This window comes from Microbacterium hydrocarbonoxydans (assembly GCF_011752045.1).
In the GTDB taxonomy this organism is placed as follows: Bacteria; Actinomycetota; Actinomycetes; order Actinomycetales; family Microbacteriaceae; genus Microbacterium.
This window is the reverse complement of the sequence record NZ_JAAKXW010000001.1, coordinates 1,535,077-1,552,925: the sequence shown is the minus strand read 5'-3', so window position 1 is coordinate 1,552,925 and position 17,849 is coordinate 1,535,077. Positions and strand designations below refer to the sequence as shown.

The 17,849-nt window shown below is 70.5% G+C and carries 16 protein-coding genes and 3 tRNA genes; 17 read left to right on the top strand and 2 right to left on the bottom strand.

Annotated features, from left to right (window positions below; translation table 11 throughout):
* Nucleotides 1-119: 119 nt before the first annotated feature.
* Together G6G98_RS07275 and G6G98_RS07270 are read left to right on the top strand one after the other, a co-directional pair.
* Nucleotides 120-1,031, top strand: a complete 912-nt coding sequence (locus G6G98_RS07275; RefSeq protein ID WP_347877963.1) for a PfkB family carbohydrate kinase — start codon at nt 120-122, stop codon at nt 1,029-1,031.
* A gap of 86 nt (nt 1,032-1,117) precedes the next feature.
* A tRNA-Tyr gene (locus tag G6G98_RS07270) sits at nt 1,118-1,202 on the top strand.
* Nucleotides 1,203-1,412: 210 nt separating this feature from the next.
* Here G6G98_RS07270 and G6G98_RS07265 read toward each other — a convergent pair.
* Complete coding sequence (locus tag G6G98_RS07265; protein WP_164232899.1) at nt 1,413-2,438, bottom strand: LacI family DNA-binding transcriptional regulator; 1,026 nt, start codon at nt 2,436-2,438, stop codon at nt 1,413-1,415.
* 148 nt (nt 2,439-2,586) lie between these two features.
* Between G6G98_RS07265 and G6G98_RS07260 the strand changes: the two genes are divergently transcribed.
* The 15 genes from G6G98_RS07260 (at nt 2,587) to G6G98_RS17135 (ending at nt 16,668) form a co-directional block, all read left to right on the top strand.
* A complete protein-coding gene (locus G6G98_RS07260) occupies nt 2,587-3,969 on the top strand; it encodes an ABC transporter substrate-binding protein (RefSeq protein ID WP_243842033.1) in 1,383 nt (460 codons plus the stop codon).
* Entirely contained in the window at nt 3,969-4,913 is a 945-nt protein-coding gene (locus G6G98_RS07255; protein ID WP_084788186.1) for a carbohydrate ABC transporter permease, read from the top strand. Before G6G98_RS07260 ends, G6G98_RS07255 begins: the two co-directional genes overlap by 1 nt.
* Nucleotides 4,914-4,921: 8 nt before the next feature.
* Complete coding sequence (locus tag G6G98_RS07250) at nt 4,922-5,755, top strand: carbohydrate ABC transporter permease (RefSeq protein WP_164232903.1); 834 nt, start codon at nt 4,922-4,924, stop codon at nt 5,753-5,755.
* A 34-nt stretch (nt 5,756-5,789) separates the two neighbouring features.
* Nucleotides 5,790-7,232, top strand: coding sequence for a glycoside hydrolase family 32 protein (locus G6G98_RS07245; protein WP_067349242.1), 1,443 nt, complete (start codon nt 5,790-5,792; stop codon nt 7,230-7,232).
* A gap of 168 nt (nt 7,233-7,400) precedes the next feature.
* Nucleotides 7,401-7,856, top strand: coding sequence for a hypothetical protein (locus tag G6G98_RS07240; RefSeq protein WP_164232905.1), 456 nt, complete (start codon nt 7,401-7,403; stop codon nt 7,854-7,856).
* A gap of 99 nt (nt 7,857-7,955) precedes the next feature.
* Nucleotides 7,956-8,447: an FBP domain-containing protein gene (locus tag G6G98_RS07235; protein WP_067349248.1), complete on the top strand. Its 492-nt coding sequence runs from the start codon at nt 7,956-7,958 to the stop codon at nt 8,445-8,447.
* A gap of 40 nt (nt 8,448-8,487) precedes the next feature.
* Nucleotides 8,488-9,282 (top strand): enoyl-CoA hydratase/isomerase family protein, encoded by a 795-nt coding sequence (locus G6G98_RS07230; RefSeq protein ID WP_067349252.1) that lies wholly within the window; start codon nt 8,488-8,490, stop codon nt 9,280-9,282.
* Nucleotides 9,283-9,368: 86 nt separating this feature from the next.
* Nucleotides 9,369-10,355, top strand: coding sequence for a hypothetical protein (locus G6G98_RS07225; RefSeq protein ID WP_164232907.1), 987 nt, complete (start codon nt 9,369-9,371; stop codon nt 10,353-10,355).
* Nucleotides 10,352-11,146, top strand: coding sequence for an inositol monophosphatase family protein (locus tag G6G98_RS07220; RefSeq protein WP_067349255.1), 795 nt, complete (start codon nt 10,352-10,354; stop codon nt 11,144-11,146). Before G6G98_RS07225 ends, G6G98_RS07220 begins: the two co-directional genes overlap by 4 nt.
* 123 nt (nt 11,147-11,269) lie before the next feature.
* Nucleotides 11,270-12,403: a M23 family metallopeptidase gene (locus G6G98_RS07215; RefSeq protein WP_164232909.1), complete on the top strand. Its 1,134-nt coding sequence runs from the start codon at nt 11,270-11,272 to the stop codon at nt 12,401-12,403.
* A 68-nt stretch (nt 12,404-12,471) separates the two neighbouring features.
* Nucleotides 12,472-12,543 (top strand) — tRNA-Thr (locus tag G6G98_RS07210).
* A gap of 34 nt (nt 12,544-12,577) precedes the next feature.
* Nucleotides 12,578-12,651: transfer RNA gene (locus tag G6G98_RS07205), tRNA-Met, on the top strand.
* Nucleotides 12,652-12,733: 82 nt separating this feature from the next.
* A complete protein-coding gene (mmuM, locus tag G6G98_RS07200) occupies nt 12,734-13,654 on the top strand; it encodes a homocysteine S-methyltransferase (protein WP_067349262.1) in 921 nt (306 codons plus the stop codon).
* 234 nt (nt 13,655-13,888) lie between these two features.
* Nucleotides 13,889-15,181, top strand: coding sequence for a hypothetical protein (locus tag G6G98_RS07195; protein ID WP_164232659.1), 1,293 nt, complete (start codon nt 13,889-13,891; stop codon nt 15,179-15,181).
* Nucleotides 15,182-15,246: 65 nt separating this feature from the next.
* Nucleotides 15,247-16,668, top strand: a complete 1,422-nt coding sequence (locus G6G98_RS17135; protein ID WP_164232911.1) for a helix-turn-helix transcriptional regulator — start codon at nt 15,247-15,249, stop codon at nt 16,666-16,668.
* Nucleotides 16,669-16,713: 45 nt separating this feature from the next.
* On the opposite strand, the gene G6G98_RS07185 is transcribed toward G6G98_RS17135, so the two are convergent.
* Complete coding sequence (locus tag G6G98_RS07185; protein WP_067349272.1) at nt 16,714-17,778, bottom strand: LacI family DNA-binding transcriptional regulator; 1,065 nt, start codon at nt 17,776-17,778, stop codon at nt 16,714-16,716.
* Between the last annotated feature and the right edge of the window lie 71 nt (nt 17,779-17,849).

The following is a 17,849-nucleotide window of genomic DNA, read 5'->3' as shown; positions in this document are numbered from 1 at the left end:
CGGTCGTAACGCCCGGCGGCGGCGGTCGCCAGGGCGATAGAGTGCAGACCCGGGGCGCGATCCGCGTCGCGGAAGAAGGAGGCGCTGGACGCAGCGCGAGGTGAGCAGAGGAGCGGATGATGGTCCGTGAAGCAGTCGTCATCGGCGATGCCCTGATCGACGAGATCCGCGACGAGTCGGGCGTGCGCGAGCTCGTCGGCGGCGCCGCGCTGAACGTCGCCGTCGGCCTGCGCCGTCTCGGCGTGCCGACGACGCTGATCGCGATGGTCGGCGACGACGAACCAGGGGCGCACATCCGCGAGTACCTGGCCGACCATGACGTGCGGCTGATCGCCAGCGAATCTCCGCTCGGCTCCTCGCGTGCCATCGTCACGCGCGCGGCGAACGGCGAGCCCGAGTACGTGTTCAACGAGGCGGCCCAGCGGCGCAGCATCCGCTACTCCGAGGAGGCGCGTGCGGCGATCGCCGATGCCGCGCTCGTGGTGACGAGCTGCTTCCCGTTCGACCGGTCGGAGGAGGTCGACGCCCTGGCCGACGCGCTCGGCGAGGCACGCATCGCGATCGACCCCAACCCGCGCACCGGCATGCTGAGCTCGCGTGAGGAGTTCGTCCGCGGATTCGAGCGGCTCGCGGCGCACAGCGCGATCGTGAAGGTCGGCGCCGACGACGCGGCCATCCTCTACGACGGCGACCTCGACGCCCTGCGTCTGCGCCTGCGGTCGCTGGGAGTCGGTGCCGTGCTCGCCACGGCCGGTGCCGACGGCGCGATCCTCGAGTCGGATGCCGGCGTCGTCACGGCCCCGATCTCGGACCTGCCGGGCCGCGTCATCGACACCGTCGGAGCGGGCGACGCGACCCTCTCCGCCGTGGCGGCGTCGCTCGTCGAGGGGCAGCCGGCGACGGCGGCGGAGTGGGAGGCGCTGCTCGTCCGGGCGATGGACATCGCCGCTGCGACCTGCCGCGCGGAGGGCGGACTGCTGCGCACGCCGGAGTCGCTCGCCGACGCCGAACGCGGCGTGTACGGCAGCTGAACCGTCGATTTCTCGTGCCCGCCGCAGACGGGTATGATTGATACTCGTGCCCCCGGTTGGCTGTTCAAGTCGGACGGGTGCGCTCTGGCGAGTTACCCAAGTGGCCAAAGGGATCTGACTGTAAATCAGCCGTCTTCGACTTCGGGGGTTCGAATCCCTCACTCGCCACCACATGACTGAAGGCCCCGCGACGCGGGGCCTTCAGTCGTTGATCAGCGGAACGGGATCCATGGAGGCTGCGCGACCTCGTCTCGGTTCCCCAGCCCGGGCGCCGCACAGATGCCGGATCGAGATCACACCTGTCGGGCCTGATCGCGGATCTGATCTGACATCCGTGCCGGCGGCCCGGCATCCGTGCGGCGGCCGGGTGCCGGACCCTGGTCAGCCCAGCGTCCGCACCGACTCCCGCACGATGAGCGGCATCGGCACGAGCTCGTGCGCCGGCTCGCTCTCGCCCAGCAGCATCCGCACGCCACGGCGCCCCATCTCCTCGTAGGGGAGGCGGGCCGTGGTGAGGCCGGGGCGGTGGTACTCCGCGAGCTCCTCGTCGTCGAACGAGATGACCGAGATGTCATCGGGCACGCGGATGCCGCGCTCGCCGAGCGCCTGGTACACGCCGAAGGCGACGTTGTCGTTGCAGGCGAGGATCGCCGTGAGGTCGGGATGCGCGTCGAGGATGCGGTGCGCGCCGGAGTACCCGGCCGAGGGGTTCCACTCGTCGACCTCGACGCGCTCGGGGACGACCCCGGCCTCGTCGAACGCCGCCATCATGCCGGCGAACCGGTCGGGGATCGTCGCGGATCCTCGGGGGTCGTTCATCAGCCGGGGGATGTCGCCGACGATGCCGATCCGCCGATGTCCGGCGTCGACGAGGTGCTTCGCGACGGTGTAGCCGGCCGTCCGCTCCTCGGGGAGCACGCTGGGGTGATCGCGTGAGGTCGTGCCGTTCACGACGACCAGTGGCACGTCGCGGGGGAGTTGCGGCACGTCGATCAGTCGCGCGACCATCTGCCCGACGAGCAGGCCGTCCACGCGGCGGTCGAGCATGGCGTCCACGGCGCGGGCGAGCTCCGCCGGATCGCCGCGCGTCTCCGCGATCAGCACGGTGCGATCGTGAGCCTTGGCCTCGTCGAGCACCCCGCTGATCATGGCCGACGCGTAGCGGGTCAGCGTGACCTGGTCGGAGATGAAGCCGATGGACTTCGTGCGCCCGAGACGCAGGCTCTGCGCCTGGGGATCCGGCCGGTAGCCGAGCTCCTCGGCGGCTGCCCGCACCCGCTTCACGGCTTCCTCGGAGAGTCGGGTTCCCGGCCGCTCGTTGAGGATCATGCTCACCGCGGACTTCGACATGCCGGCTGCCTGCGCGACGTCGGCCAGGGTGACTCTCCGGGCCTTCGGCTCCGCCATCGGACTTCCTTTCCCCCACTGATGCTGAACCATTTCAGCACAAACTCTTGTGCAGCGGGGGAGCGGATGCTAACTTCAATCTGCTGAATCAATTCAGCACCCGTTCACCAAGGCCGGCGGACGGGCAGGACGACAAGAGGACGACACAGTGGTTGAGCTCAGTCGGAGGGCGATGATCGCCCTTCTCGGCCTCGGTGCGATCGGCACCGCGGTCTCGTGGCCGCGACTCACCGGCGGCGACATCCCGGGGCGCGGAGACGACGCCCTCACCATCGCCCTGTTCGGGACGGCGCAGGATGCCGCGGCACGGCAGGGTCTCGTCGACGGCTTCCAGCGGAAGCATCCGGACATCCCCGTGCGCATCGTCGCCATCCAGGGGCAGGACTGGAGCAACTTCTTCGCGAAGATCCTGACCATGGTCGCCGCGGGCAACCCGCCGGACGTCGTGATGGTCGCCACCGAGGGCACGCAGCTGTTCGCGTCCCGCATGGCGCACCCGCTCGACGAGTTCGTGCAGCGCGACGCCGCCGAGATGAAGGAGTACTTCGACGACGTGCATCCGTCGCTCGTCGAGGCCTTCATGTACAAGGGGAGCCTCTACCAGCTGCCCGACAACTTCAACGCGCCGAACATCTTCTACAACACCCGCTCGCTGGAGCGCGCCGGCCTCGAGCGCCCGAGCGACAACTGGACGCTCGACGAGTTCCTGAACGTCGCGCGCACGATGAAGAAGTCGGCGGAGGGGAACTTCCTGCCCTACTTCTGGAACAACCGCCTCTGGGGCGGCGTCGTGCCCTGGCTCTACGTGAACGAGACCAGCTTCCTCACCGAGGAGAAGGCGAAGGGCGGCGACTGGCTCTGGAAGGAGTTCTACCCGAACGAGAAGCCCCGAGGCGGCGGCTTCCTCTGGGAGAACGCGGATGCTCTGAACGACCGCACCATCGAGAGCTTCGAGGTGCTGCAGGGCATGGTCTCCGAAGGCCTCGCCGCGAACCCCGCGCAGGGCGGCGGCAACGAGCTCGTCGCGCTGTTCTCCAGCGGCGGCGTCGGCATGACGCCCGCCGGCGGCTACTGGGTGCAGGGCCTCAACGAGGCGGGCTTCGCGAACGACGACTACGACGTCACCTACTTCCCGAAGATGCGCGGCCAGCGCCACCAGTTCGGCACCGCGGGCTACGCGATCATGTCGACCTCGCAGCGCAAGGACGAGGCCTGGGAGTGGCTGAAGTACACCTCGACCGTGGAGGGCATGCGCATCGCGCACAACAAGCCGGACTCCAACGTCGCGCGACGCTCGGTGAACGACGAGCTCTACGGCGCCGGGGTCGGACCGAAGCACTGGAACGTGTTCTACGACACCCTCGAGAAGTTCCCGACCACGGCGCCGATGCCCGCGCCGCCCCAGCAGGCGGCCGTCGAGTCCGCGCTGCTCAAGAACGTGGTCTCGACCATCACCAACGGCCCCGGCGGAGTCAAGCGGGGGCTGGAGACGATGCAGCGTGACCTCGAAGTCGCACTGAAGGGACGATGATGTCTACCACCGCCATCGACAGCACGCGCGCCGTGACCGTGCCCAAGGGCGTCAAGCCCACGCCGGAGAAGCGCCGCGGCAACCGCCTGCTCATCTGGGTGTTCCTGGCCCCGACCGTCATCGGTCTCGGTCTGTTCAGCTTCGTGCCGATCATCGGCTCGTTCCTCCTGGCCTTCTTCCGCTGGGACATCATCACCGCTCCGGAGTTCATCGGGTTCGGCAACTTCGTCGACCTCGCCACGAACCCCACCGTGCGGGTGTCGTTCCTCAACACGATCGGCTTCGTCATCGTCGCGGTGACGCTGCAGATCGCCGTGGCGCTGCTGCTCGCGGTGCTCGTGCAGTCGAAGATGCCGAACTGGCTGCGCACCTTCTTCCGGTCGGCGCTGTTCTTCCCGCTCATCCTGTCGGCGGCATCCGTGTCGCTGGTGATGGCCTACCTGTTCAACCAGGAGTTCGGCCTGATCAACCAGATCCTCGGCTGGGTCGGCATCGGCAAGGTCGGCTGGCTCACCACCGGGTTCGGCGCGAAGATCGTCGTGCTCCTCGTCTACGTGTGGCAGAACTTCGGCTTCACCTTCCTGCTGTTCCTCGGCGGCGTCTCGGCGATCCCGAAGGAGGTCTACGAGGCCTCCTCGCTCGACGGGGCCACCGGCTGGACGCAGTTCCGCCAGATCACGCTCCCGCTGGTCAGCCCGACGATGCTCGTCGCCAGCGTGATGGCGATCATCGGCGCCCTGCAGATCTTCGACCAGCCGTACGTCCTCACCAGGGGCGGACCCGGGGACGAGACCCGGACCGCCGTCATGGTGATCTACGAATCCGCCTTCCAGCAGCTCGACTTCGGCCTCGCCTCGGCGATCGGAATCGTGCTCACGGTGCTGATCATGCTGGTCACCGCCGCCCAGTTCCAGCTCAGCAAGCGCTACGTCTTCTACGGGTGAGGTCAGAGATGTCCATCGAAGCAGTCGCAACACACTCCCTGAAGGCCCGCGCGGGCTCGATCGGGAAGTTCGTCCTCCTCGGCCTCGCCGCCTTCTTCACGCTGGCGCCGGTGGTCTGGACCCTCATCACGGCACTCACCGTGACGGACACCGAGACCGGCGTCACCTCGTTCGGTCTCGGATCCTTCGCCGATGTGTTCGCCCAGATCCCGGTCTGGCTGTACACCTGGAACAGCGCTCTCGTGACGCTGCTGATCGCGGTCTGCCAGATGCTCACCGCCGCGATGGCCGGCTACGTGTTCGCCAGGTTCGAGTTCCGCAGCAAGAAGGTCCTGTTCGGCCTCATCCTCGCCACGATGATGGTGCCCATGCAGGTCACGATCGTGCCGGTGTTCATGCTGGTCCGCGGCATGGGCCTCGCCGACACGCTGCTCGCGCTGATCGTGCCGATGATCCCGACCGCGTTCGGCACGTTCCTCATGCGGCAGTACTTCATGGGCCTGCCGGCGGAGCTCGCCGAGGCGGCGGAGATCGACGGCGCGGGACCCTGGCGGGTGTTCTTCGGGGTGTACCTGCCCCTGGCGACGCCCGGACTCGCGATCGTCGGCATCCTCGCCTTCAACTACCACTGGAACGAGTTCTTCCGGCCGCTGATCATGACGATCAGCGAGGAGAACTTCACGCTTCCGCTCGGCCTGGTGACGCTGCAGGGCAACCTCGGCGGCGGCAGCGTCGCGACCGTCCTCGCGGGCGTCGTGCTGTCGATGATCCCCGCGCTGCTGGTCTTCATCTTCGGACAGAAGCCGCTGCGCGAGGGCCTCACCGCCGGCGCCGGCAAGTGACCCCGACCCCCACGAGAAGCACAAGGAACCGCACGTGACCGACGCCCCCGCACCCCGCCCTCTGCTGCACTTCGCACCGGAGCGGAACTGGATCAACGACCCGAACGGGCTCGTCTTCCACAAGGGTCGCTACCACCTCTACTACCAGTGCAATCCGGACGGGGTGATCCACGATCACCTCAGCTGGGGACACGCGTCCAGCACGGATCTCGTCGAGTGGGACCACCATCCGGTGGCGATCCGCAACGACGAGGCGGGGGAGATCTACTCGGGCTCGGCGGTCGTCGACCGGGGCAACACCTCGGGACTGGGGTCGGCGGATGCCCCGGCGCTCGTCGCCCTGTACACGCAGGCGTCGAAGCATCCGAACCACCAGGCCCAGGCTCTCGCGCACAGCGTGGACGACGGCCTGACCTGGACGAAGTACGCGGGCAACCCCGTGCTCGACCGCGGCACGGGCGAGTTCCGGGACCCGAAGGTCTTCCGCTACGAGGGTCCGGCGGGAAGCTACTGGGTGATGGTGGCGGTCGAGGCGACCGACCGGCAGGTGCTGCTGCACCGCTCCGACGACCTCACCCGGTGGACCTTCCTTTCGTCCTTCGGGCCGGAGCGTGCCGTCGACGGCGTGTGGGAATGCCCCGATCTCTTCCCGCTCGCCGTCGACGGCGATCCGTCGGACGTGCGCTGGGTGCTGCTGATCAGCCTCAACCCTGGCGGCATCGCCGGCGGGTCGGGCACCCAGTACGTGATCGGGCGGTTCGACGGGGTGACCTTCACGGCGGATGCCGACGCGACGGGCGAGGCGATCGACTGGCTCGACTTCGGCCGGGACTGCTACGCGGGCGTCACCTTCGACGGGCTCGCCCGAGAGGACCGCACCCTCATCGCCTGGATGTCCAACTGGGACTACGCCCGCTACCTGCCCTTCACCGAGGGGACGCTGCAGCACGGCATGATGGCGCTCCCGCGCCGGCTCTCCCTGGTGCGCGTCGATGGGCGCCTGCGCCTGCGGCAGCAGCCGATCACGGCATCCCCGGGAGAGGAGCAGGTCACCCAGGGCGTCCTCGTCGACGCGCCCCGGGCGATCGGCGAGCTGCCGGATGCCGGACGGATCACGGTGCGCATCGACACGCAGGAAGCCTCCGGCTTCAGGCTCCGGCTGAACGGCGACTCCCCGGAAGGAGGCGGCGTCGTGCTCGCGTACGACCGCGGCGCTCGCCGGCTGACTCTCGACCGACGGCACGGCGCCGACGGCATCCACGAGAGCTTCGGCAGCGTCGAGAGCATGCCGGTCTCCGGAGGGCACGTGATCGAGCTGGTGATCTGGATCGACCGCGCCTCGGTCGAGGTCTTCGCCGACGGCGGCACTCGCGTGCTCACCGACCTCATCGCGCCGCAGCAGGGGCGTGTGCTCGCCGTCGAGGGGATCGGGGGCGAGGTGCGGGTCGACCGCATCGCGGTGGCGCCCGCGGGGTGATCGCGCTGCGGCGCTCGCCGAGACAGCTGTAGGTTCAGATCACGGATGCAGGCTCAGAACGGCTTTCTGGGCCTGCATCCGTGTGTTCGGGCCTGCAGGTGCAGGAGGCGCCGCGGATCATCTCCGGCGAATCGCGTAATGAACACGGGATCTGCGCGTCTCCCAGGTATGACGGCCATCGAATCGCGCCCGTTCCGCGCGCGCGACACCGCCCAGACGCCGGTGCCAGGAGGCACCCGGCTGGAGCGTCGTGCGGCCCTGGACCTGAGCATCGACGAGGAGATCCTGCGAGGGGAGCTGCGGGGCGAGGCCCTTTCGGAGGCGCTCCGCGCCGACCTCTCGCTGCTCGTGCAGCACGAGATGAGGGAGATCGAGCCCCTCCTCGAGAGCAGGTTCCTCGCGGCGGCGCCGCGGCACGGCCTGTTCACCGCCGGCCGCCGCCGGCGGAACCTGGAGGCGCTCATCGGGATGAGCCTCGCCCGCCGGGACGGCTCGACCGTGCATGCGACCGTCGCCGGCATCGCCGCGATCCTGCGCCACTCCACGGATGCCGAGGCGGCGCCGCCGTCCCGGGGGCTGCTGCGCGCGCTCCGGCGCGCCGAGATCAGCGGTCTCCTGCCCTGAGCCGGCGGATGCCGTTCCCGTCGGGGGAGAACCGCGGGGGCGGTGTCCGTCCTGCACGGACGCCGCGAGGGCGGCATCCTTCCTGCCTAGACTGGTCGGATGCGAGCGCTCACCGAAGCCGACGTCCGCGCGTCTTTCATCAACGCGGACGCCGACGAGCTGCGTGTCATGGAGATGCCGCACGACTTCCTCCTCGTCGACTGGGACTACCTCGACTTCTTCGCCTGGAGGGACCCGGGTGCGGGGCGGCGCGGCTATGTGCTGGTCCAGCACGAGGGCGGCGTCACCGGGGTGGTGCTGCGGGCGTCTGATCCGGGCCGGGCGCGATCGGGCATGTGCAACATCTGCCACACCATGCAGCCCGGCAACCAGGTGCTGCTGTTCTCCGCGCGTCGCGCCGGAGAGGCCGGGCAGCGCGGCGACTCGGTCGGCACGTACATGTGCGCCGACCTCTCCTGCCATGAGAGCGTGCGCCTCGCGCATCCGCTGGCCCCCAACGAGGTCCGCGCCGCCGGCCAGGTGGACTTCCGCCTGGACGGGACCCGGCGCCGGATGGAGGCCTTCGTCTCCCGCGTCCGGGGCGGCGACTGATTACCCTGGAGGTATACGTCCTGTGCTCGAAGGAGAAGCCATGAGCGATGCCATCCTGTTCTCTGTCGATGAGGGGATGGCACGGCTGACGCTGAACCGTCCGGCCCGCCTCAACGCCTTCAACGCCGATCTCGCCTACGCCTGGCGAGAGGTCACGGCGGAGGCGGTCTCCCGTTCCGACGTGAAGGCGATCCTCCTCGACGCGACCGGGCCCGCGTTCTGCGCCGGCGGCGACGTCATCGAGATGTCGGCGACCATGGGCTCCGGAGCGGACATCACGGCGCTCGCGGAGGTCATCAACGCCGGCATCCGCTCGCTGACGGAGTCGTCGATCCCGGTCGTCGCCGCCGCGCACGGCACCACCGCCGGCGGCGGGCTCGGCATCCTCCTCAGCACCGACTACGCCGTGATCGGGTCGCGCTCCCGCATCGGCAGCCTGTACGCGAACATCGGGCTCACCCCGGATCTTTCCGTCTCCGCGCAGCTCGCCCGCGCGATCGGGCAGCGCCGCGCGCTGCAGCTCGTGCTCCAGGACCGTCTCCTCACCGCCGCCGAGGCCGTGGAGTGGGGACTGGTCGCCGAGGCGGTGGACGGAGCGGATGCCGCGGCCGAGGCCGAGGCCGTGCGCGCCAGGGCCGAGGAGGTCGCCCGGTTCTGGCTGGCCGGAGCGGCGGACGCCTACGGGCAGGCGAAGAGACTCGTCCGCAGCCAGCCGGAGCGCACCTTCGCCGAGCAACTGAGCGAGGAGGCCCGCTCGATCGGCGCGTCCATGGAGACCGCCGACGCCAGGGCGCGCATCGCCGCGTTCGCGGCGGCGTCCACGACGAAGGGCTGACCCTCTCCACAGGGTGTGGTGATCGCTCGGCATCGTCGGCGCCGCGTGCGAGGATGAGGGCAGAGCCGCACAACGGGAGGAACGTCATGTCGCAGATGGAGTTCGGGAGCGCCGACGCAAGGCCGGGCGGTGCTCCGGTTCCGGTCGGTCCCGCCGACCGGAAGAACATGTCCCTCCTCATCAGAGGCGCGATCTGGATCGCGATCGGGGCGCTCATCGCCGCGGCGCTCGTCTGCGTCGTCTGGGTGCTGATCGGCGATCAGGACGGCCTGATCGGGCGCGCGTTCCTCACGATCCTGCTGCTCGCGGGCTTCGCCGGCATCGCCATCGCCGAAGCCGGACTGGCGCCGAACCGCCCGGACTGGCTCGCGCTGTCGAGCATGGTGTCCTGGATCCTCGCCCTTCTCGTGGGCGCGGTGAAGATCTGGCTCCCCGAGGACGGCGAGTTCTTCACCGGTGCGGAGCGGTTCTTCCAGCTGCTGCTCGTGGTCGGCATCCTCCAGCTCGCGCTGCTGCACTTGCGGCTGTTCACGCCGGCGGCCCAGCGGCATGTGACCGTCTTCACGCGCATCATCTACATCGCGACGCTGGTGTTCCTCGGAGCGCTCGTCGGGATGCTCGTGTTCTTCCTCACGTTCCCGCACACCTTCGACTACGACGAGCTGTACTGGAGGATCGTCGTCGCGCTGACGATCCTCGCCGCGGTGGGCACGACGCTGATCCCGCTGCTGAACGCGCTGTTCGCGCCGAAGAAGCAGGCCCCGGCGCCGCTGGCACCCGCACCGGCCTGGCCGACGTACGCCGACGGCGTCACCCCGCTCCCGCCGCTCCCGGACGGGACGCCGGACTGGAACGCCTACTACACCGGGCGTCCGTCCGCGGCGCAGCAGATCGCCGCGCCGGCCTCGTTCCCGGTCGCGCCGGTGCCGCAGGCTCCCGCGGCCGCGCCGCAGGCTCCGGTCTCCGCTCCGCCGGCCCCGCAGGCCGAGCCGACACCGCCTCCGCAGCCGGCACCGCCGTCCCCCGCGACGCCCCCGGTCTTCCCGCCCGCGCCGCCGCTCCCGCCGCAGTGACCAGCGAACTCGAGCTCGCCGCACTCGCCTCCGACGTGGCCCGCGAGGCGGGCGAGCTCGCGCGCCGGCGGCGGGAGGAGGGCGTGCACCTCGCCGCCACGAAGTCGACGCTCGCCGACATCGTCACGGAGGCCGACCGCGAGGTGGAGGAGCTCATCCGCGCCCGCCTGCGAGAGGCGCGTCCCGGTGACGGATTCCTCGGAGAGGAGTCGGATGCCGCAGACGGGGAGACGGGCATCACCTGGATCGTGGACCCGATCGACGGCACCGTGAACTACGCGTACGGCATCCCGGCGTACTGCGTGAGCATCGCGGCGGTCCGCGGCGACGCCGTGCCGCTGCGCTGGGAGGCGCTGACCGCGGCGGTGTTCGCCCCCGCGGCCGGCGAGCTCTTCACCGCCAGCCGAGGCCACGGCGCCTGGTTGGGGGAGCGACCTCTGGCCGTGACCACGGAGTCGCCGGCCGGCGCGCTGCTGGCCACTGGCTTCGGGTACGACCCGTCGACGCACGACGGCGACCTCGCCACCGTGCGCCGCGTGATGACGATGGCGAGGGACCTCAGACGCGCCGGTTCTGCGGCGCTCGACCTCGCCTACGTCGCCGCCGGGCGCCTGGACGGCTACTTCGAGCGGGGCCTGAAGTCCTGGGATCTCGCGGCCGGGGCGCTGCTCGTGAGCGAGGCCGGCGGCACCGTGTCCCTGCTCGATGAAGACTCCGTGCGCCCGATGCTGATCGCCGGCGGAGCAGCGGTGCACGGGCGCCTGAATGAGATCCTGGGGCAGGAAACGTGACGGACTCATGGCTTTCCCAGGTGGATCACGCTAGTGTTTATCCGATCGTTACTTTCATCGGCCCGAATTCGATGGAAGTCGTAAGCGCCCCCCAGCTTGACGTCTGAACCCGAGAGAACCGTTTTGCCCTTCGATAACACCCCGGCTGCCCCTGCGCCCACGCGCCGCTCCAGCCGTATCCGCAGTGCGGCCTTCGAGGCCCCCGCGGCGGGAGCGACGGCAGCTGTCTCCGAAGCAGCGGCCCCCGCGTTCGAGGCCCCGCTTTCGCGCCGCGCCGCCCGCCAGCGTTTCGCCCCCACCGTGATCCCCGAGGCATCCGAGCCCATCGTCGAGGCCGAGCCTGTCGTCGAGGCCGGGCCGTCGGCATCTGCGGCTCCGGCTGTCGACGCCTTCGAGGAGGCTTCGCGCGCCTTCCGTGCCGTCGTTTCCGAGGCCGTCCCGGCCCCGGAGCCCGCGGAGGCCGTCGCCGAGGCCGAGGCGCCTGTCGTCGAGCACGTGGCCCCGCGTCGTCCGCGTCCGCGTCTGCGCAAGGCCGTCACTCTCGGCGCCACCGTCGGCGTGATGGGTCTCGCCGGTCTCCTCACCGTCTCCATGACCCTGCCCGCCGAGGCCGTCGCCGCCGGTCAGGGCCCGCAGGCGTTCGCCGCGACGTCGCTGGTGGCCGCATCCGGCGCCTCCGGCTCCGACAGGGCCGAGGGTGAGATCCAGGCCTTCGTCACCTCCTCCGACGTGCAGAACTCCACGCTGGTGCGATCCGACAGCTTCTCGACCGTCTCGCTGATCCAGGTGGCCGCCGAGGAGGGCATCGACTACTCGAACGAGGTCTTCACGAACGACCCCGACGCGGCCATCCAGTGGCCGTTCAAGGTCGGCGTGGGGATGAGCTCGGGCTACGGCATGCGCTGGGGCCGCCTGCACGAGGGCATCGACTTCGTGCCCGGTGAGGGCGCTCCGATCCAGGCCATCGCCGACGGCACCGTGCGCATCGCGACCGAGCAGGGCGGCGCCTACGGCGTGACCGTGTACATCGATCACGTGATCGACGGCCAGGTCGTCACCAGCCACTACTCGCACATGCAGTACGGCTCCCTGCAGGTCCAGGCGGGTCAGACCGTGAAGGTCGGCGACATCGTGGGCAAGACCGGCAACACCGGCCGCTCCTACGGCGCGCACCTCCACTTCGAGATCATCGTCAACGGCGGAACCATCGACCCGATGCCGTGGTTGCGCGAGAACGCGGGCCGGTACTCGTACTGACCGGCTCGATTTCATGAGAAGCCCATTGTGATGGTATTCTCGTCTGGTTGCCCCGCGAGGGGCAGCGCGCCCCGATAGCTCAGTGGCAGAGCACTTCCATGGTAAGGAAGGGGTCGTCAGTTCAATCCTGACTCGGGGCTCACAGTGTCTGCATCTGCGATGCGGATGCAGTGCGGCAGGGTAGCTCAGCTGGTCAGAGCGCACGACTCATAATCGTGAGGTCGCGGGTTCAAGCCCCGCTCCTGCTACCGTATGAAACCCCCGGGATTCCGGGGGTTTTGTCGTATCCGGCTCGGTCGCTACCGAGCCGGACGGTTCCCGAGGAGAACGATGATCACCGCCGCCGCCCTGCGTCAGCGTCTGCACACCGAGACCCCGATCGTGCTCGACGGCGCACTCGCGACAGAGCTCGAGCGGCGCGGCTGCGATCTCGCCGATGCGCTGTGGTCGGCGAAGACGCTGCTCGAGCAGCCGGAGACGATCGAGGCCGTGCATCGTGACTACTTCGGTGCGGGTGCGCAGGTGGCGACGACGGCCAGTTATCAGGCGACGCCGGCCGGATATGCGGCGCGCGGCATGGACGAGGCCGCTGCGCTCGACCTCATCGCGCTGAGCGTCCGGCTGGCGGCATCCGCCCGTGACGGCGGGGGAGCCGCCGACGGGCTGGTGGCAGGCTCGGTCGGACCCTACGGAGCGTTCCTCGCCGACGGCTCGGAGTACCGCGGCGACTACGACCTGTCCCGTGAGGAGTTCGTCGACTTCCATCGCCCTCGTGCCGCGGCGCTCGTCGACGCAGGTGCGGACCTGCTCGCGTTCGAGACCCTGCCGAAGCTCACCGAGGCGCTCGCCCTCGCCGATCTCGCTGAGGAACTGGGCGTGCCGGCGTGGATCTCCTTCTCGCTCCGCGACGCTGCGAGCATCAGCGACGGCACGCCTCTCGCCGAGGTGGCGCGTGCGCTGGACGGCCGCGCGGGTGTGATCGCGCTCGGGGTGAACTGCGTGCCCCTCGAGGTGGTGGCGCCCGCGCTCGAGGAGCTCGCTGCGCACACCAGCCTGCCTCTCGTCGCCTACCCGAACTCGGGGGAGACCTACGACCCGGTCACCAAGACCTGGGGTCCGGGTGTCCAGGGAGCATCCACCCTGGCTGAGCTGGCGCCACGCTGGCGCGACAGCGGAGCGCGGCTCATCGGCGGATGCTGCCGCACCACGCCGGCCGACATCGCCGCGCTCGTGGAGGCGCTGCGCGCCTGAACCCGGTTCCGGTCGCACGTGGGCACGGTGCGAGCCCGCGCGACTGTGCTCAAGTGCGACCGGAGCGGGCTCCGCCTCCGCGTCACGGGCCCCTGGATGTGACCACCGGATCCTCCGGTGGAAAGACCGGTGGAAAAGCATCCGATTCCCCGGAAGGCGGTTCGTTCGCCACCGAGAGTGGAAGAGTCGCCGCGCGCCTGCGCTGCGACTCGGCACACCACAGGAGGGCGAGCGATGCACACGGCAGAGGAGACGACGGTCGGGACGACGACGGAGGCGGGGTGGTCGCGGCGGACGGTGCTCCGCGGAGCCGCGTGGTCTGTGCCGGTGATCGCCGTCGCCGTCGCCACGCCACTGGCATCGGCCAGCGTCGCCCCGTCGGCATCCGTCCGGATCGACGGCCTGCCCGAGACGGTGGTGATCGGGGCGGACGTCTCCGGGGCGATGGTCTCGACCGATGGGACGGACGACGTTACGGTCACGCTGCCCGAGGGATTCGAGTGGGTGGACGGAGGGGGCACCGCCGGCATCCCGCGCGTCATCGGCTCCGGTCCGGGGACGGTGGCGGTGCCCCCGTTCCGGGCGGTCGAGCCGTCGTCGGCATCGACCGTGGTCGCGGATGTCGCGGGCACCACGGTCGCCGCGACCGTGCGCGCAGAGCGCGCCTATGCGCTGTCCCTCCTGGGAGGGACCACCGCGATCGGCGACGGGCCCGACGAGTTCCGTGCCGACTTCTGCGTCATCGTGCCGGCCGGCGTCCGGCCGACCCGGCTCGAGTATGCGTTCTACCCGCTCACCGCGTCCGGCTGGACCCGGCTCGCCCCCGTCGCCGACGTGCAGTCCTCGATCGGGGAGGCCTATGGCGTCGCGCATGTGCAGGACGTCGGCAGCGGCTTCGAGCGTCTCTGGATCTCCGCCCGCGGAGACGCGGACGTGCCGAACGCGCCGCACGGCTCGCATACGTGGCCGGTGCGGGCCACCTGGCCGGACGGATCGCGCACGCAGCTGGACATGCCCTTCACTCTGGTGCACTTCGGCGACGACGGCCGCCCGCTGGCGATCAACGCCTGGGACACCGTCACCGCGCGCGTACCCGGTTACCCCGGCCCGAACTCGCAGACCGGATGGGGGAACGTCGTCCCCGCCGGGGGTGCGACCCTCAGCGGCGACCGGTTCTTCGTCGGGGCGAAGACCTCTGGACGGTCCGCCGCGATCGGCAACGACCTCACGACCGAGGTGCTGTTCCAGTTCGTCGACGAGTCGGGGCGCCCCGCCTCGGTGACCCCGACGCCGCGTCGCCTCACCGTGCCGAACTACGTGAACGATGCCTCCGGGGTGTACCTCGGTGCGGTCCTCGGCGACTTCTCCCTCGACCACGCGGGCTATTGGAGGCTCCTGGTGTGGCCGCAGACGAGCAGCTCCGCTCCCGGGAGCGCGGCGAGCCCGGACGGCGTCGCCTGGAATCCCGCCCTCGATCAGGGGCACCAGGTCGGCTCGGTCTTCTACCGCCTCCCCGCGAACGGCTGATCCGGCCGCCACGAGGAGAGAGGTCTGAGTACAATCCTGGGAAGCGCTTCGGGGAGGGGGAGGGGATGCTGCTCGCTGCCGCCACCGCTCTCATCGAATCCTCCCTGCAGGGAGGCTGCCCGCCCAGTCAGCGCCAGCTGGACGCCCTGCGGGCGGCTCCCGTCTCCGACGTCCGTGCCCTGCCCCGCGCGGAGGCCGGGTACATCGGCGCGGCGATGATCATGGCGCTCTCGCGCACCGACCGCTTCGCCGAGGCGCTGGATCTCGCCGCGATCCTCGTCGACGGCGAGCCCTTCCCCGGAGACCGGGACCTCCCCCTCGATGTGCTGCTCGCGGGCGGCGCGGCGCTCGCGGAGCTGTACATCGGCGTCGCCGACGGCGTGCGTGCCCTCGAGTACGCCCTGCGGCTCGAGGCGCGCGCACGGGAGGCCGGCGACCCGCGCTGGCGCTATCGGGCCCTCGGCCTCCTCGCAGCGGCGCACGCCGTGAACGGGGAGTTCGCGGATGCCGCCACCGCCCGCGCCGCCATGCGCGAACTCGCACGGGACGAGGCCTGGGACGGCGATCGCGCCGAGTTCATGGCGGCGGTCGCCGAGGGCATCGAAGTCTTCACGCGGATGGACGCGGAGGCCGCAGCCGCGCTCGTCCCGCGGGTCCGCAGTCTCGTCGAGGCCGAGCCCAACGCGCGGTCGCTCGCCGACCTGCTCGAGGCGGTGGCGCTGGCGCTCGCCGGCGAGCCGACGCGGTCCATGGCGCTGGCGACGAAGGTCGTGCAGGGCGTCACCCACCCGGACGGACCGGGACTCGTGCGCAGTCAGGCGCTCGCGCTGCAGGCGTTCCTCCTCCTCGGCGAGAGGGAGCCGCTGCGCGCGCTGAGCCTGCTCCAGGGCGCTGAGCCTTCGCGGAACCACTTCATCTGCCCGGCGAGCCTTCGCGCCGTCGCGTTCCTGCAGCTTCACGAGGACCGGCAGGCGCTGAAGGCGACCAGCGCCTGCAAGCGCCGGAGGGTCGAGCACAACCTGTGGAGCCTGCCGCTGGTGCTGCTCACGCGTGCGATCGCGCACATGCGGCTGGGGCACGCTGCCGCGGCGCTGCGCAACGCCGGGGAGGCCCTCGCCCATGCGGAGGGGAGCCGGCTCCGCTCCGTCATCGCGCTGTTCCCCGGTGGCGAGCTGCAGGAGCTGATGGCGTTCGCGCAGAAGAGGGTCCCACGTATCGCCGACGGCATCCGCCTCTCGGGCGCTGACGGGGAGCCGAGTGCACCGGGGGAGGCTGATCCGCGCATCCCGCCGTCGCTGACGGACCGCGAGCGCGTCGTCGCGCTGCAACTGCGCACCACGCTGTCGATCGCGCAGATCGCCGAGCTCCTCTTCGTCGCGCCGAGCACGGTCAAGTCGCAGACGCTCTCGATCTATCGCAAGCTCGGCGTGCGATCCCGTGCCGACGCCGTGCGGATGCTGGAGCAGGTCGGCTTCTACGAGCTCTGACTCGGGCGCGTACCGGAGCCGGGTGTCGACGGCGGATGCCGCGGGTCAGCGTGCGGGTGCGGCCACCGAGCCCCGCTCCACCAGGCGCTGGGCGAGCAGGGTGGTCTCGGGCGGGCGGGCGTCGCCGGCGATGCGGCGCAGCAGCATCCGCGTCGCCTGTGCGCCGATCTCGTGGATCGGCTGCTCGACCACCGTGATGCCCGGGGTGGTAAGGCTCATCCAGTCGGCGTCGTCGAAGCCGACGAGGGAGAGCTGATCGGGGATCGACACCGAGCGCTCCCTGGCCGCGCGGAAGGCGGCCAGGGCGATGAGGCTGTCGGAGGCGATGATCGCGGTGACGGGATCGGCGCCGCCCAGCAGGCGTGCGGCGAGCACCTCGACGCCGTCGCGCCGCGCGTTCAGGTGTACGAAGGACTCCGGGTGCGGAACCCCCGCTTCAGTCAGCGTCTCGAGGAAGCCGAGGACGCGGTCGCCGACGGCGGAGGAGGAGAGGACCTCGCCGGCGCGGAACCCGCCCTCGTGTGCGAGCGTCGAGATGAAGGCGATGCGCCGGTGCCCGGCCTTCAGCAGCAGCTCGGTCAGCTGCCGAGCGCCGGCGCGGTTGTCGGTGATGACGGCGTCGACCTCGACGCCGGGGACGGTGCGGTCGAACAGCACCAGCGGGCGGCGGGCGTCGAGCACGGACTGCAGGTTGCCCGGGGCGAGGGAGGAGGCCGGGGCGATCAGGAGGCCGTCCACGCGCTTCGCGAGCTGCACGGCGACGGCCTTCGCCTCCGCGGCCAGCTCCTCGTCGGAGTTGGAGAGGATGAGGTCGTACCCTGCCTCGGCGGCCACGTCCGCGGCGCCGCGGGTGGCCTTGGCGAAGAACGGGTTCTCGATGTCGCCGATGACGATGCCGAGCGTGTGCGACCGGCCCGTGCTCATCGTGCGGGCGAGCGCATTCGGGCGGTAGCCGAGCTCGTCGGCGGCCTTCTGCACGCGGTCGCGCACGCCGTCGCTGACGGCGCCGTAGTCGCCGAGCGCCCGTGCCGCCGTGGCCTTGGACACGCGGGCGAGCCGAGCGACGTCGCTGACGGTCGCCTCTCGGCGGCCGATGCCGGTCTCGGTCATGTCACCCCCTTCGGTGTCTCCGCTGATGCGGAGGATCGCAGATTCGAACCTATCGGTTGACGTCGCGTCCG